This window comes from Alistipes sp. (genome assembly GCF_048465635.1).
GTDB lineage: Bacteria > Bacteroidota > Bacteroidia > Bacteroidales > Rikenellaceae > Alistipes.
This window is the reverse complement of the sequence record NZ_DBFWLF010000005.1, coordinates 254,045-266,993: the sequence shown is the minus strand read 5'-3', so window position 1 is coordinate 266,993 and position 12,949 is coordinate 254,045. Positions and strand designations below refer to the sequence as shown.

The window sequence follows — 12,949 nt, the reverse complement described above, 5'->3', positions numbered from 1 at the left end:
TGCGAAAACGCGGCGAACGCTCCGGAAAAAGTTCCGAAGCGTTCGTACACGTCCTGCAGAAGGGTTGTCAATCCTGCTCGACCGGCTCGCGGAGCGTGTCCTCTGCCTCGGAGTAGTCGCACCACTGCTGGTTCTTCTCCGGGGTCGTCGATCGGATCTCGCGGCTGCGCTGCTTGCTGAGCTTGCGGTCGGCGCTGCGTACCGAGGCCTCCGTGCGGTCGGTCCCCTCGGGTTCGAGCCGGGTCAGTCCGTCGGTCTCGAGCACGTGGGTGCGCGGGTTGTCGATGAACTGCCACTCTTCGCCCAGTCCGGTGCTTTCGCCCTCGTTCCACGGCCCGCGGGCGTCCTGACCCACCGAGTTGTTGTAGTAGAGGTTGCTGTAACGCGGATCGCTTTGCAGCACGCCCGGCGGGAAGTTGGGCTGGATGGTGTCCAGCGCGGCTTCGAACTGCTGGAAGTGAGCCACTTCGCGCGTCATCAGGAAGTTGAGCGTGGCCAATACGTCCTTGTCGTCGGTGAACTGCATCAGATATTCGTAGACGATCTTGGCACGCGACTCGGCAGCGATGTCCGAACGCAGGTCGACCGTCAGGTCGCTGTTCGCATTGACGTAGGAACCCATCCAGGGCACGCCGTTGCTGTCCGTGAGGCGGGGTCCGCCGCCCGTCAGCACGCCGAACTGGGGGTTGACCGAAAAAACCGAGTGGATCATGTCGTCTTTCGACGTCCCTTCACCGAATACGTCGGTCTTTTCGGCGGCGTCCTTCAGGTTGCCGTTCACGCCCGAGAGGAGCATCTGGATCGTGGCGCCGACGATCTCGAGGTGTCCGAGCTCTTCGGTGGCGATGTCCATCAGCATGTCGTACTTGTCGGGGTAGGGGTTGTGGCAGGCGAAAGCCTGGACGAAATATTGCATCGCGGCCTTCAGCTCGCCGTTCCCGCCTCCGAACTGTTCGAGCAGCAGCCGGGCGAAACGCGGATCGGGCTTCGAAACGCGGGCTTTGAACTGGAGTTCTTTGGAATGGTAAAACATAGTCGTTCGTTTTATCGTTCTTGGATCGGCTGCCGCCGGCGGGGCCGGTCTTGCGACCCGACCCCGGGGCGGACGGCCTCATTACCGCTTCTCGGAACCGTAAACGGAGTCCTTCTCGCACTCGCCCTCTTTGCCGGACTGCGAACCCGACTGGCCGTACTGCCCGCCGTGCTTCATCTCGCCCGACTGGCCGTACTTCTCGCCCGGCTTTTCGCCGGTCTGGTTCCACTTCTCGCCGTACTTCTCGCCCGACTGGCAGCCCTGCTGCTTCTGCTGGCCGTACTTCTCCTCCTGACCGAAGGGGTTGTCCTGGCCGTACTTATGTTCGCTTTGGCCGTACTTTTCGCTGCTCTGGCCGAACTTCTCGCTGCTCTGGCCGTACTTTTCGCTGCTCTGGCCGTACTTCTCGCTGCCCTGGCCATACTTCTCGCTGCCCTGGCCGCTCTGTCCGTACTGCTGCTCCTCGGGGCGGTGGTACTGCTGGCCGCTCTGTCCCGAGTGCATGTGCTGCTCGTTCATCTGGCTGCCGATACTGCCGTGCGATCCTTCCTGCGAGCCGGATTGCGAGCCATACTGCGAACCGTGCTGCGAGCCGTATTCCGACCCGGACTGCGAACCGGTCTGCGGCTTGTACGCCGAGCCCGACTGCGAGCCGGTCTGCGATCCGGTCTGCGACGAATGCTCCGACCCTTCGCGCTCGAAAGAGCTGCCCGTCGAGCCGCCTGCGTGCATGCCGCTGTTGTCCTCGCGGCCCTGGCTGCCGCTCATCGTGTTCGTATTGCCGTTTTTCATCGAACCCATCTGGGTGTCGTTCATCTTTTCACGGTCTTCTCCGTGGTTCTTGTTTTCGTTCATAGTGGCGAATTTTAATTGGTTTGTTTCGGTTGCGGGGCGCTTTCAGTCGTGCCCCTCGGTCTTGACTACCTTGTTATAGAGTCCCATGATCAGCAGCGGGGCGGCCCACTGGCCGACGAGCAGCGCCTTCGACTTCCGTCCGCGCATCATCATGCACGAGGACGAGGCCAGGGCGCTCAGCCCTGCGATCAGGTAGATCATCGAAGGGATGCGCGAGGTCCGTTTCTCGACGGCCACGGTGGCTTTTCCCTCCTTCGGTTTTGCGTGTAACATGTCTCTGCGGTTTAAAAACCGGAGCAGTCGCCTGCTCCGGAATTGTTCGATGCGTAATGTTTAATAGATCGTGACCTTGATCAGCTCGTTCACGGCGGGAACCGGGAAGGTGTTGCCTACCACGGAGATGGGCTGGTCGTCGGGCATCAGCGTGCCGCCGAAGATGAACTGGGCGTTACCTGCGCCGGGGTACTGGCTGACGGCCGTACCGTCGTCCAGCAGCAGCGTCTTGCTCGTCACGTCGCCTTTGGTCAGGGCGTTCAGCTCCGATCCGTTGGCGAAGAACCAGTCGTTCGAGTAGCCGAACATCGTGGCGAACGCGATCTTCTCGTTGGCGGCTGCCTCGTAGCTGCACGACATGTCCTTGCCGGGAACTACCGTGTCGTTGATCACATAGATCTTGCGGACCTGCGGAACCTTCTCCAGCGACGTCTTCAGCGGCGAGGGATCGCCCCGCTGTGCCAGCGCGGCCAGACCGAGCTGTGCATCCTTCTGTCCCAGCTGGTAGATGGGGTTGGTGTCACCCGTGTAGATAACGACGATAGCGCCGTGCAGCGTGGTGATGATACCCGTCTGGCTGGTTACGAGCGTATTGAGCGGCGTCACGTTGCCGGCCTCGGCCAGTGCGGTCAGTTCGGTTCCCGACTTCTGGTCGACGGCGAAGAACGGTTTGTCCATCACCAGGTTGCCGTCCAACACGTTCGATACGACGAATACGCCGTTGGAGAACGGGGTTGCGTTGGCCGTGTCGGTGGAGATGTTGGTGAGCGTGCAGGTGAAGAGCGACTGCTTGGCATCAAACTCCAGGCTTACCTGAATCAGCTGCGTAGCGGGGACATAGCTGTGACCGGCCTTATCCTGTCCGTTGACTTCGGTTACCACACCTGCCTCGGCCGTACCCGGGTGGTTGACGGAGGGACCCGGCTGCTCGTTGACACGCGTGCCGTTATCCCACAGTTTGAGCGCGTTGTCGATCACGCCCGTCCGGGGAACGCCGGCATCGTCGAAGAGCTGGATACCCGGGTTCTCCGGTGCGAAGAACAGGTCGTTCGAATAGCTGTACATCGTGGCCAGCATCAGACGCTCACCCTTGGCGGCATGGAACGTGAAGGTGCTCTTTCCGCCGGGATTCGCTCCGGTGAAAGTGCCGCTCTGCACGTAATTCTTCATGGTGGTTACGTTCTCGAACTTGATGGTCGGATTGGTCCCGGGAGCCCCGTTGTCGTCATCGTCGTCATCGCAAGCCGTAAAGGCGACACCTGCGAAAAGCAATGCCGTGGCGAACACGGCTGAGAAGAACTTTTTTTTCATGGTAAGAAATGATAATTAAATTAACAAAATGATCGGTTGTCCGATGTTACGGTATTTTTTGGTGGAAAGAATTCTTTTTAACTAATGCGTGCCCTTTCCGACGCATTTTTATACATCATTAATGCCACAATTCGAGCTTTCGGAAGAATTTGCGAACGATTTATCGCACCGCATTGCAGGTGAGCGCAAACGGCCCGGCGGATTTTCGGCGGCGGCCGCGCCGGCTGCGGGAGCGGGGCGCCGGGGGCAGAACGGCAAATATTTTGCACAATCCGGGCCATGCGGGCGGCTCTCTTCGGGCGCACCCCTTACCCCTCGATGGATGGATGACAATTCGACCAGGCTCCTGCTGGGACTTCAGCGGGACGAATGTACCTCGTGCGAGGTCTACCGCCGGCTGGCTGCTTCGGAACGGAACGCCGGACGGCGCGAGGTGCTGTTGCGTCTGATGCAGGACGAAGCGCGCCACTGCGAGCTGCTCCGAAGCCGCACGGGGTGCGAGGTAGCACCCGACCGGCGGCGGGTCGTGACCTACGTCTGGATAAGCCGCATTCTGGGGCCGACCTTCGTCGTCCGGCTGCTGGAGCAGGGCGAACGGATGGCCGAGCGCCTCTACCTGCGCTGTGCGGACGGGGAGGAGTTCCGGCGTATCGCCCGCGAGGAGCGGCAGCACGGCGAGGCGCTGACGCTGCTGGCGGCCGGGACGCCGCTTTCGTACATCAGCTCTGTGGTTCTGGGGCTGAACGATGCGCTGGTGGAGTTCACGGGGGCGCTGGCGGGGTTTACGCTGGCGCTCAACGACGCGCGGATCGTGGCGCTGACCGGCTCGATCACGGGCATCGCCGCAGCGCTCTCGATGGCCGCTTCGGAGTACCTCTCGACCAAGTCGGCCCGCAACCCCGAGAAGCGCCCCCTGCGGGCCGCCGTCTGTACGGGTATCGCCTACATCATCACCGTGGCGGTGCTGGTGCTCCCCTATATCCTCTTCACGCGTGCGGTGGTGGCGCTGGGGGTGATGCTCCTGGCGGCGCTCGGGATCATCGCCCTGTTCAACGGCTATTACGCCGTGGTGCGCCGCGAACGGTTCCGCCGCCGCTTTCTGGAGATGGCCGTGCTGAGTTTCAGCATTGCGGGGATCAGCTTTCTGATCGGCTACCTGCTCAAGGCGCTTACGGGTATTAATATATAGGTGCATTCGGCTGCGGGGCGCGGAAAACGGGGCGCGATGCGCGCTTTTTCGGGCCGGTGACCCGGATTGGAATACCATTTGCATAACACCGTCTGTCAAGATTCACTAAAATTTGTGTGACTATGAAAAAATTTTTATTGTTCTTTGTGTGTGCCGCCACCGCATTCGGCGTGAGCGCTGCGCCCCAGAAGGTCGAATTCGGCAAACTGCCGAACAACTCGCAGGAGTTCATCCAGAAGAACTTCCCGCGTGAGAAGATCAAATCGGTCGAGATGGACCGCGAGGCTTCGTGGGACAAGTACACGGTTTACTTCAACAGTGGCAGCCAGGTGTCGTTCGAGGGCGGCAGCGGCGACTGGTCGGAGATTCTGATGAAGAACGGCGAAGTGCCCGCAACGGCTATCCCGGCCAACATCCGCACCTACACGGGCAACGCCTACCGCGGCCAGCAGGTCAAGATGATCAAGACGACCAAGGACGGCTACGAGCTGAAGCTCGCCAACGGAACCATGATTTCGTTCGACAAGGACGGCAACTTCGTGAAGGCTTCCAAATAGCTTCGCGTCCCTTGCAGCGCAGCAGGGCGACCCACTTCGGGCCGCCCTGTTTCGTGGACGGGCGGCGGGTCCGCCCCTAAAAAAAGGAGAAGCCGTGCGGCTTCTCCTTTCCGGTCGTCCATCCAGCGCTGTCAGCGAATCGTCTCCTTGATCCGGTGGCCCGCCTTGGTTGCGGCCTCGTCCACCGCGTTGGCGGCTTTGGTCGCACCCTCCTTGGTGGCGTTTTTTACCTTCGTGCCGAACTCTTCGACCTTGCCGGCAGCGTGGTGGATACCCTCTTTGGTGGTGTTTTCGGCTTTGAGCGCGGCCTCCTCGGCGGCGTCGCGGGCCTTCTGCGCGTCCTCGCGGATGGTGTGCTTCACCTCCTGGCCGCGCTCTTCGGTCTTGTGCACGGCCTTCTCCACGTCCTCGTGCAGTCCGTGGTGCTCATGCTCCCTTTCACGATAATCCTTTTCCATAAAATTAAGAGTTTTTAACCGTTTTGTGCCGCGTGAAGAGCGACACGATCCATAACAACACGACCGCGCCGATGACCGATGCGATCAGGGTCCCTATCGTGCCCGTCGGAACCCATCCGAACAGGGATACGAGCCACCCTCCCAGCAGTCCGCCGACCAGACCCACGATCAGGTTGATCAGAAGTCCGGAGCCGCTGCCTTTCATGATCAGGTTGGCGATCCATCCGGCTACCAATCCGATGAGTAAGTACCAAAGAAAATACATAGCGTTACATTTTATGAGTGATACCGACCGAGCTGCAAAACTCGTACCCGATGCGGTTGCAATCGGCTGAAAGGCGCGGCCGGGGCCTTGGAGGGGGCATGCCGTACGGCCGGACGACGCGAAAAAGGGGAGCCGCACGACAGTGCGGCTCCCCGGAACGAATCCTTTGCAGGAAAGGATCAGATCTTCTCCAGCTCCACGGTGAAGTGGCGCAGGATGGGCGCTTCGAAGGTGATGCGGTAGCCGGTGGTGATCCGCTCGCGGCGCTCGTAGATGTTGCGGCAGGCGGTGGCGATCACGCGGATGTGGTTGTCGGTGTAGACGCGGCGCGGGATGGCCAGGCGCAGCAGCTCGAGGGCCGGGTAGCGGTTCTCGTGTGTCTCGGGGTCGCGGTCGGCGAGGATCGAGCCGATCTCCACGCCGCGGATGCCCGCTTCGAGGTAGAGTTCCACGCCCAGCGTCTGCGCGATGAACTGCTCCTTGGGCAGGTTGGGGAGCACCTTTTTCGCGTCGATGAAGATGGCGTGGCCTCCGGCAGGGCGCTGGTACGGCACGCCGTATTCGTCCAAGAGGTCGCCCAGCAGCTTCACCTGCCGGATGCGGGCGTCGAGCTGTTCGAACTCGGTGTTTTCGTCCAGCCCCACGGCCAGCGCGTCCATGTCGCGGCCCGACATGCCGCCGTAGGTCACGTACCCCTCGAACATGATGCTGAACGACATGGCCTTGCGGTACAGCTCTTCGGAGCGCATGGCCACGAAGCCGCCCATGTTCACTACGCCGTCCTTCTTGGCCGAGATGGTCATGATGTCGGCATACTGGTAGATTTCGCGCACGATCTCCTTAATCGTCTTGTCGGCGTAACCCGCCTCGCGCATCTTGATGAAGTAGGCGTTTTCGGCGAAGCGCGCCGAGTCGATCAGCAGGGGCACGCCGTAGCGGCGGCACACCTCGACCGTACCGCGGATGTTCGCCAGCGATACGGGCTGTCCGCCCGCGGTATTGTTGGTGATGGTGAGCACCACGCAGGGGATTTTCTCCAGCGGGTTGTCGCGGAGCACCTTTTCCAGCTTGTCAAGGTCCATCTCGCCCTTGAACGGCAGCTCCCGCTGCGTGTCGGCCGCGGCGTCGATCGTGCAGTCGACGGCGTGGCACTTGCGGAACTCGATGTGGCCTTTGGTGGTGTCGAAATGGGAGTTGCCCGGCACGATGTCCCCCTCCTTCAGTAGCGCCGAGAAGATCACGTTCTCCGCGGCGCGGCCCTGGTGTGTGGGCAGGAACCACGGCATGCCGAAGAGGCTCTCGACGACCTGTTTCAGGCGGAAGAACGACGACGCTCCGGCGTAGCTCTCGTCGCCGGTCATCATCGCCGCCCACTGGCGGTCGCTCATCGAACCGGTTCCGGAGTCGGTCAGCAGGTCGATCGTGACCTGATCCGCACGCAGCTTGAAAAGGTTGTAATGCGCCTGGCGGATCCACGCCTCGCGCTCTTCGCGCGTGGAGGTGCGGATGGCTTCGGTCATCTTGATCTTGTAGGGTTCGGCATACGGAAGTGTCATAGAATTATAGGTTTTAGGTTATGGATCGTCGGTATTTACTTCAAAAATACGAAAATTATTCGAGATATCTCCGCCCGGCATCTTATTTGTTCCGCAACCGGTGAAATTTAATCCGCACACCATGAAAAAATATCGTTGCACCGTCTGCGAATACATTTACGACCCTGCGCTGGGCGATCCCGAAAACGGCATCGAACCCTCAACCCCGTTCGAAGAGCTGCCCGACGGGTGGGTATGTCCCGTCTGCGGCGAGGGTAAGTGGGCGTTCGAACCGCTCGAAGAGCAGTGATCCCCGGTCCGATGTTTTCGCTAATCGTCTCATTTATCCTTTTCCCGATTATGGCAACCGACTCCATGACACAGGCGCGCTTCACGCCCAAAGACCTCCCCTACGCCTACAGCGCGCTCGCGCCGCAGGTCTCGGAGGAGACGCTGCGTTTCCACCACGACAAACACTACGTGGGTTACGTCAACAAACTCAACGAACTGATCCTCGATACGCCTTATGCCCAGCAGCCGCTCGAGGATATCATCCTCGCGGCCGACGGCGCGGTATTCAACAACGCCGCGCAGGCGTGGAACCATGAATTTTTCTTCGAAGAGCTTTCGCCCGAACCGCAGGCACTTCCCACCGGAGCGCTCAAAGAGTCCATCGACGCCGGCTTCGGCTCGTTCGCCAAGATGAAGGAGCAGATGAACAAGGCTGCCGTGGCGCTGTTCGGCTCGGGGTGGGTATGGCTGGCCGCCGACCGCGAGGGCAAACTGGTCGTCGTCAGCGAACCCAACGCCGGCAATCCGATGCGCGAGGGGATGAAACCCTTGATGTGCATCGACGTATGGGAACACGCCTACTACATCGACTACCGCAACCGCCGCGCGGATGCCGTGGACGCGCTGTGGAACCGGATCGACTGGAAAACCATCGGCGACCGCTTCGAGAAGAAGTAGCTGCGCCGGGTCCGATGCGGACGCCGCCATCCCGATTCGGGGTGGCGGCGTTTTTCGATGCGGTAGGTGCTTAGCCGGAGGCGTTGGGGAGGGGTGTTCGGGAGGTTTAAGAGGTTCGGGAGGTCGGGGCGTCCTGAACAGCCGTTCAGAATTTCTCTCCCGAACGTCCGTCCTGAATGTTCGTTCCGAAGGGCCGGACTGGATGCCGGGGCCGGTTTGCAGGTGTTACGGGCGTTCGATCGCCAGCAGGCGACTTTTGACCGTCAGCCCGCCGGCATAGCCTGTCAGCGAACCGTCCGCGCCGACGACGCGGTGGCAGGGGATCAGGATGGGGATCGGGTTGCGGTTGTTGGCCATGCCGACGGCCCGGCAGGCGGCGGGACGGCCGATCTGCTGGGCGATCTGCTTGTAGCTGCGCGTCTGGCCGTAGGGGATTTGCCGCAGCGCCTCCCATACGGCACATTGGAAAGGCGTTCCGGCCGGGGCAAGGGGCAGGGTGAACGATCGCCGCTGCCCGGCGAAGTACTCCTCCAGCTCTCGAACCGCCTGACGAAGCAGGGGCGTGTCCGCCCTCTCATCGACCCCATTGTTGGGATCGCCATTCGGATCACTGTTTGGTTCAATGCTTGAATCGCCGTTCGGATCGCCGCCGAAGCGGATCCGGGTGACGGCCTGCCCGTCGGTCTCGATGCGCAGCGGCCCGATGGGAGTTTGGATGCAGCGGATGTAGTTCATAGGTGATGATAAAAGGTTTCAACTTTATATTCGATGGGGCACATCACTTAAGCACGCTCCCGACCGTCGGAGCCTCGCGGCGTGCCGCCGCGTCTGCAAATCTGCCCCACCTCCGGCCCCTCCCTCAGGGAGGGGCGAAGAACCTCAGGTACAAAGGGGCCTTTCCTGTCCGGCCTTGCGGTTCTTCAAAACAGCTAGAACTGTCCGAATTGTCCTGTTTCGGCTGGTAAGCCGGCGGGCCGCAGCCTCCGGGTGCGGAGGCCCGCTTTCCACGTGCACTCCGCAGGCTGCGTCCGAATAAAAGCGAAGCCATGATTTATAGATATTCTGCCTAAACTACGTTGTTTCTGCTCTTTGAGCCGTGTGGGCCGCAGCCTTGCCCCGCGGAGGCCCAAAAGGATAGTCGCACCGAATGGTCGCGGGTCGTATCAACGTAAGCACGCTCCCGACCGTCGGAGCCTCGCGGTGTGCCGCCGCGTCTGCAAATCTGACCCCACCCCCGGCCCCTCCCTCAGGGAGGGGCGAAGAACCTCAGGTACAAAGGGACTTGCTTTCCTGTCCTGCTTTGCGGGAGGCACGCGGGCCGTAATCAGCCTTGTCTGGTTTTTTCGACCTTTAGGTCGGCGGGCCGCAGCCTCGCCCCGCGGAGGCCCGCTGATGCAGTCCTCCGCAGGCTGCCCCCCCCCTAACCTGATGTCCCGGCAACGCCTCAATTATAGCAAAGGGGATAGCTTTGCACTCACCCGCGCACGTCTGGAAACGGCGGGAATTGCGGTTATCCGACGCCGAGCGGCGGAGGCCCATTTACCGCCTGTTCTCCGCAGGCTGCGTCCGCAACCCGGGACAAACTGCGTTCGCCAACCTTGCCCCCCCCCTCCGTCAGAGATGTTCGAGTGTGTAGTCGATCATCTTCTGCCGCACGTTGCCCATGTCGTCGGGGCGCATCGAGTGGTTCTGGTCGGGGTAGACCATCATGTCGTAGCGCTTGCCGAAGCGGTTGAGCGTCCGGGCCATCTCGGCGGTGTTCTGGAAGTGGACGTTGTCGTCGGCCAGACCGTGGATCAGGAGCAGGCGGGTCCGGCTGTCGTCGAGCAACCGTGCGAATTGAAGCGGCGAATTGTCGTCGTAGCCCGCGGCGTTGTATTGGGGCAGGTTGTTGTAGATTTCGGTGTAGATCGAGTCGTAGAAGCGCCATGAGGTGACCGGCGCCACGGCGATCGCCATGCGGAAGAGGCCGTGCCCCTTCAGGGCGCAGCTCAGGGACATGAATCCGCCGTAGGACCAGCCGTAGATGCCGATGCGGTCGGGATCGGCCCACGGCTGCGCCGCAGCGTAGCGGGCCGTCGAGAGCTGGTCCTCGACTTCGAGCGCACCGAGCCGTCCGTAGGTCTGCTTCTTGAACTTCTCACCCCGGAAGCCCGTGCCGCGTCCGTCGGCGCAGAGCACCACGTAGCCCTTTTCGGCCAGCGCGTCCTCCCAGTCCATCGACCAGCGGTCCTGTACGGACTGGGAGCCGGGCCCCGAATACTGCGTCAGAAGGACGGGATAGCGCTTCGCGGGGTCGAAGTCGCGGGGCAGGAGGCGGTAGGCGTTGAGCGTGTCGCCGCGCTCGGTGACCAAGGTGAAGAACTCCTTTACGGGGCGCTTCGCGGCGGCAAGCTCCTCGCGCAGTTCGCGGCTGTCGGTCAGCGTCCGCACGGGGCGGCCTTCGGCGTCGCAGACCGTCACCACGTTGGGGGTCGAGGCGTTGGAAAAGGTGGTGATGAAGTATTTCATACCGCGGCCCGGAACGGCGTCGTAGAAGCCGTCGAGGGGCGTGAGCCGCCGTTTCTGTCGGCCGTCCAGAGCGATGCTGTAAAGGTTACGGCGCAGCGGCGAGGTCTCGGTCGAGAGATACCATACCCGTTTGCCGTCGGTTCCGACGACCCGGGTCACCTCCCATGCCCCTTTGGTCACCTGTCCCAGCAGACCCCGCCGGATGCTGTATAGATAGAGGTGCATATACCCCGTATGGCCCTCCTGCCGCACGAGGAAGCGGTCGCGGTCAACGAAGGTCACCGTGCCGTCGTCCACCCGTTCGACGTATTGCTGGGCGCCCTCGGCGTAGATGGTCCGCTGGGCTCCGTGGGGCTCGCAAAGGACCATTTCGAACGTGTTCTGACGGCGGTTGAGGCGGTGGAACCAGAGTCGGGAGTCGGGCGTGAAGCCGATGCGGGGGATGTACTGGTCGGTCTCGGGACCGGTGTCGATCCGCTCTTTCGTGCCCGTTGCGAAGTCGTAGACCCAGAGCTGCACGACGGAGTTGGGTTCGCCCGCCTTGGGGTATTTGAACGAGAAAGCGCGGTTGTAAAGTTTGCCGTCGTAGCGCATCAGCTCCATCAGGGGCACGTCGCTTTCGTCGAAGCGCAGGTAGGCCAGGCGGCTGCCGTCGGGCGAGAAGGCGTAGGCGCGCGTCGTACCGAACTCCTCCTCGTAGACCCAGTCGGTCGTGCCGTTGATCACGGCGTTCCACGCCCCGTCGTCGGTGATGCGGCGCGTGGTGCGGGTCCCTATGTCGCGGACATAGAGGTCGTTGCCGTCCGAGTAGACGATCCGCTCGCCGTCGGGCGAGAACGACGCGTCGCGCGGGGCCTCGGCTCCGGGCAGCGCCTCGGTGACCGTGCCGTCGCTGACGAGGTAGTAGGTCGTGGTATAGGAGTGGCGGTAGATGGGTTTCGCGCCCGATGCGATCAGGATTTGCCGCTCGTCGGGCGAGAAGGAGTAGTGGGTGACGGTCAGGTTGGCCGAGGCGGGCAAAAGGCGCTCGCCCGGGGTGTCGGCATCGTAGCGGTAGCGCACGATCTGGTTGTCCTGCCGGACGGTGTAGTGCTCGCCGTCGGCCATCGGGCAGCCGCTGTCCACCGTGCGGTTCATGCCCCGCAGACGGGCGATTTCGGCATATTCGTTGCCGGCTTGTGCGAAGCCCGCTGCCAGCAGGAGCAGGCAGAGGAAGGATGCTGTTTTACGGATCACGTGGTCGAATGTTTGGGCCTTTGCGGGGCCGGGCAGGCCGGGTGTAGGCCCTGCCGGTTAGTATTTGTTTACTCCTCCTCCGCGTCGAAAGCGTACCCGAGCCGCTTTCCGGTGACGAATTTCGAGTTGTCCATCTTGGTGTTGAACTGATCGACCATGACGCGCATGTTGTAGGCGTAAGGCGGGGTCAGCAGGTCAAAATCCAGTGCGAAGGCGATGGCCGACTCCAGAATTTCGATCAGCGCCTCGCGGTCGATCTCCCCGCGGCCGAAGTCGGCCACGCGCAGCGAGGTCTGTCCCTTGCCCTCGACGAAGTAGCAGCGCTCGCGGTTGATGAAGATGCGTCCGATGAGGTAGCCCTCGTCGGCGTTGCGGTTGAACTTGAACGAGTCGGAGAGGAAGTTGTAGATGTTGATCATTCCGCAGTAGGCGTTCTCCGGGTCGGCCTCGACGTAGGGGGTCCGGAAGACGGGGTGGCCCGCTTCGAAGCGGAAGACGTCGGTGTGCATCTGGAAGAGGAGCATGTCGTTGGCCACCTGCAGCTGGGCCTCGAACTTGCCGCGGTCGCGGTATTCGAGCCTGACGCGGCGGTCGAGCTTGCCGTCCAGCGCGTCGTCCATCTCCGAAGCCATCTCGAAAAGGGTCTCCTTCAGGAGGTTGAAAGCCGCGAAAGTGTTGTCGAAAACCTTTTGCTTCAGGGTCGACTTGCGGACCACAGTTTCCAATATACGGGTCCTTAGCGGGGTGTTTTCCATGT

Annotated in this window: 14 protein-coding genes; 4 read left to right on the top strand and 10 right to left on the bottom strand. The window is 61.8% G+C overall.

Annotated features, from left to right (window positions below; genetic code table 11):
- Positions 1 to 67: 67 nt before the first annotated feature.
- The 4 genes from ACMO9O_RS02125 to ACMO9O_RS02110 form a co-directional block, all read right to left on the bottom strand.
- The gene (locus tag ACMO9O_RS02125; RefSeq protein ID WP_418981971.1) at positions 68 to 1,033 is read right to left on the bottom strand and encodes a manganese catalase family protein; all 966 of its coding nucleotides are present in this window, start codon (positions 1,031 to 1,033) and stop codon (positions 68 to 70) included.
- Positions 1,034 to 1,114: 81 nt separating this feature from the next.
- Entirely contained in the window at positions 1,115 to 1,888 is a 774-nt protein-coding gene (locus ACMO9O_RS02120; RefSeq protein ID WP_418981970.1) for a hypothetical protein, read from the bottom strand.
- 42 nt (positions 1,889 to 1,930) lie between these two features.
- Positions 1,931 to 2,161, bottom strand: coding sequence for a hypothetical protein (locus tag ACMO9O_RS02115; protein ID WP_418981969.1), 231 nt, complete (start codon positions 2,159 to 2,161; stop codon positions 1,931 to 1,933).
- 60 nt (positions 2,162 to 2,221) lie between these two features.
- Entirely contained in the window at positions 2,222 to 3,472 is a 1,251-nt protein-coding gene (locus ACMO9O_RS02110; protein ID WP_418981968.1) for a spondin domain-containing protein, read from the bottom strand.
- A gap of 322 nt (positions 3,473 to 3,794) precedes the next feature.
- Between ACMO9O_RS02110 and ACMO9O_RS02105 the strand changes: the two genes are divergently transcribed.
- Positions 3,795 to 4,661: a VIT1/CCC1 transporter family protein gene (locus ACMO9O_RS02105; protein WP_418981967.1), complete on the top strand. Its 867-nt coding sequence runs from the start codon at positions 3,795 to 3,797 to the stop codon at positions 4,659 to 4,661.
- A 122-nt stretch (positions 4,662 to 4,783) separates the two neighbouring features.
- Entirely contained in the window at positions 4,784 to 5,218 is a 435-nt protein-coding gene (locus ACMO9O_RS02100; RefSeq protein WP_418981966.1) for a PepSY-like domain-containing protein, read from the top strand.
- Between the two features lie 131 nt (positions 5,219 to 5,349).
- Here the strand turns inward: ACMO9O_RS02100 and ACMO9O_RS02095 are convergent, their stop codons facing one another.
- The 3 genes from ACMO9O_RS02095 to ACMO9O_RS02085 all read right to left on the bottom strand — a co-directional run bounded on the left by ACMO9O_RS02095 (position 5,350) and on the right by ACMO9O_RS02085 (position 7,497).
- On the bottom strand, positions 5,350 to 5,676 hold the full coding sequence (locus tag ACMO9O_RS02095; protein WP_418981965.1) for a hypothetical protein: 327 nt from the start codon (positions 5,674 to 5,676) through the stop codon (positions 5,350 to 5,352).
- Between the two features lie 4 nt (positions 5,677 to 5,680).
- On the bottom strand, positions 5,681 to 5,941 hold the full coding sequence (locus ACMO9O_RS02090) for a GlsB/YeaQ/YmgE family stress response membrane protein (RefSeq protein WP_418981964.1): 261 nt from the start codon (positions 5,939 to 5,941) through the stop codon (positions 5,681 to 5,683).
- A 179-nt stretch (positions 5,942 to 6,120) separates the two neighbouring features.
- On the bottom strand, positions 6,121 to 7,497 hold the full coding sequence (locus ACMO9O_RS02085; protein ID WP_418981963.1) for a tryptophanase: 1,377 nt from the start codon (positions 7,495 to 7,497) through the stop codon (positions 6,121 to 6,123).
- A gap of 121 nt (positions 7,498 to 7,618) precedes the next feature.
- On the opposite strand from ACMO9O_RS02085, the gene rd reads away from it, so the two are divergent.
- Together rd and ACMO9O_RS02075 are read left to right on the top strand one after the other, a co-directional pair.
- The gene (rd, locus tag ACMO9O_RS02080) at positions 7,619 to 7,786 is read left to right on the top strand and encodes a rubredoxin (RefSeq protein ID WP_418981962.1); all 168 of its coding nucleotides are present in this window, start codon (positions 7,619 to 7,621) and stop codon (positions 7,784 to 7,786) included.
- A 50-nt stretch (positions 7,787 to 7,836) separates the two neighbouring features.
- On the top strand, positions 7,837 to 8,445 hold the full coding sequence (locus tag ACMO9O_RS02075) for a superoxide dismutase (protein ID WP_418981961.1): 609 nt from the start codon (positions 7,837 to 7,839) through the stop codon (positions 8,443 to 8,445).
- Positions 8,446 to 8,670: 225 nt separating this feature from the next.
- Here the strand turns inward: ACMO9O_RS02075 and ACMO9O_RS02070 are convergent, their stop codons facing one another.
- From ACMO9O_RS02070 to ACMO9O_RS02060, 3 genes are all read right to left on the bottom strand, one after another.
- A complete protein-coding gene (locus tag ACMO9O_RS02070; protein WP_418981960.1) occupies positions 8,671 to 9,180 on the bottom strand; it encodes a methylated-DNA--[protein]-cysteine S-methyltransferase in 510 nt (169 codons plus the stop codon).
- 879 nt (positions 9,181 to 10,059) lie between these two features.
- Positions 10,060 to 12,093, bottom strand: a complete 2,034-nt coding sequence (locus tag ACMO9O_RS02065) for a S9 family peptidase (protein ID WP_418982131.1) — start codon at positions 12,091 to 12,093, stop codon at positions 10,060 to 10,062.
- 167 nt (positions 12,094 to 12,260) lie between these two features.
- A complete protein-coding gene (locus ACMO9O_RS02060) occupies positions 12,261 to 12,947 on the bottom strand; it encodes a hypothetical protein (RefSeq protein ID WP_418981959.1) in 687 nt (228 codons plus the stop codon).
- Positions 12,948 to 12,949 lie beyond the last annotated feature (2 nt).

Coding starts and splice junctions, on each gene's coding strand:
- ACMO9O_RS02095 (WP_418981965.1), bottom strand. CDS start 5,676: ATGGAAAAGGATTATCGTGAAAGGGAGCATGAGCACCACGGACTGCAC.
- rd (WP_418981962.1), top strand. CDS start 7,619: ATGAAAAAATATCGTTGCACCGTCTGCGAATACATTTACGACCCTGCG.
- ACMO9O_RS02120 (WP_418981970.1), bottom strand. CDS start 1,888: ATGAACGAAAACAAGAACCACGGAGAAGACCGTGAAAAGATGAACGAC.
- ACMO9O_RS02110 (WP_418981968.1), bottom strand. CDS start 3,472: ATGAAAAAAAAGTTCTTCTCAGCCGTGTTCGCCACGGCATTGCTTTTC.
- ACMO9O_RS02115 (WP_418981969.1), bottom strand. CDS start 2,161: ATGTTACACGCAAAACCGAAGGAGGGAAAAGCCACCGTGGCCGTCGAG.
- ACMO9O_RS02125 (WP_418981971.1), bottom strand. CDS start 1,033: ATGTTTTACCATTCCAAAGAACTCCAGTTCAAAGCCCGCGTTTCGAAG.
- ACMO9O_RS02060 (WP_418981959.1), bottom strand. CDS start 12,947: ATGGAAAACACCCCGCTAAGGACCCGTATATTGGAAACTGTGGTCCGC.
- ACMO9O_RS02105 (WP_418981967.1), top strand. CDS start 3,795: ATGGATGACAATTCGACCAGGCTCCTGCTGGGACTTCAGCGGGACGAA.
- ACMO9O_RS02075 (WP_418981961.1), top strand. CDS start 7,837: ATGGCAACCGACTCCATGACACAGGCGCGCTTCACGCCCAAAGACCTC.
- ACMO9O_RS02065 (WP_418982131.1), bottom strand. CDS start 12,093: ATGAACCGCACGGTGGACAGCGGCTGCCCGATGGCCGACGGCGAGCAC.
- ACMO9O_RS02070 (WP_418981960.1), bottom strand. CDS start 9,180: ATGAACTACATCCGCTGCATCCAAACTCCCATCGGGCCGCTGCGCATC.
- ACMO9O_RS02100 (WP_418981966.1), top strand. CDS start 4,784: ATGAAAAAATTTTTATTGTTCTTTGTGTGTGCCGCCACCGCATTCGGC.
- ACMO9O_RS02090 (WP_418981964.1), bottom strand. CDS start 5,941: ATGTATTTTCTTTGGTACTTACTCATCGGATTGGTAGCCGGATGGATC.
- ACMO9O_RS02085 (WP_418981963.1), bottom strand. CDS start 7,497: ATGACACTTCCGTATGCCGAACCCTACAAGATCAAGATGACCGAAGCC.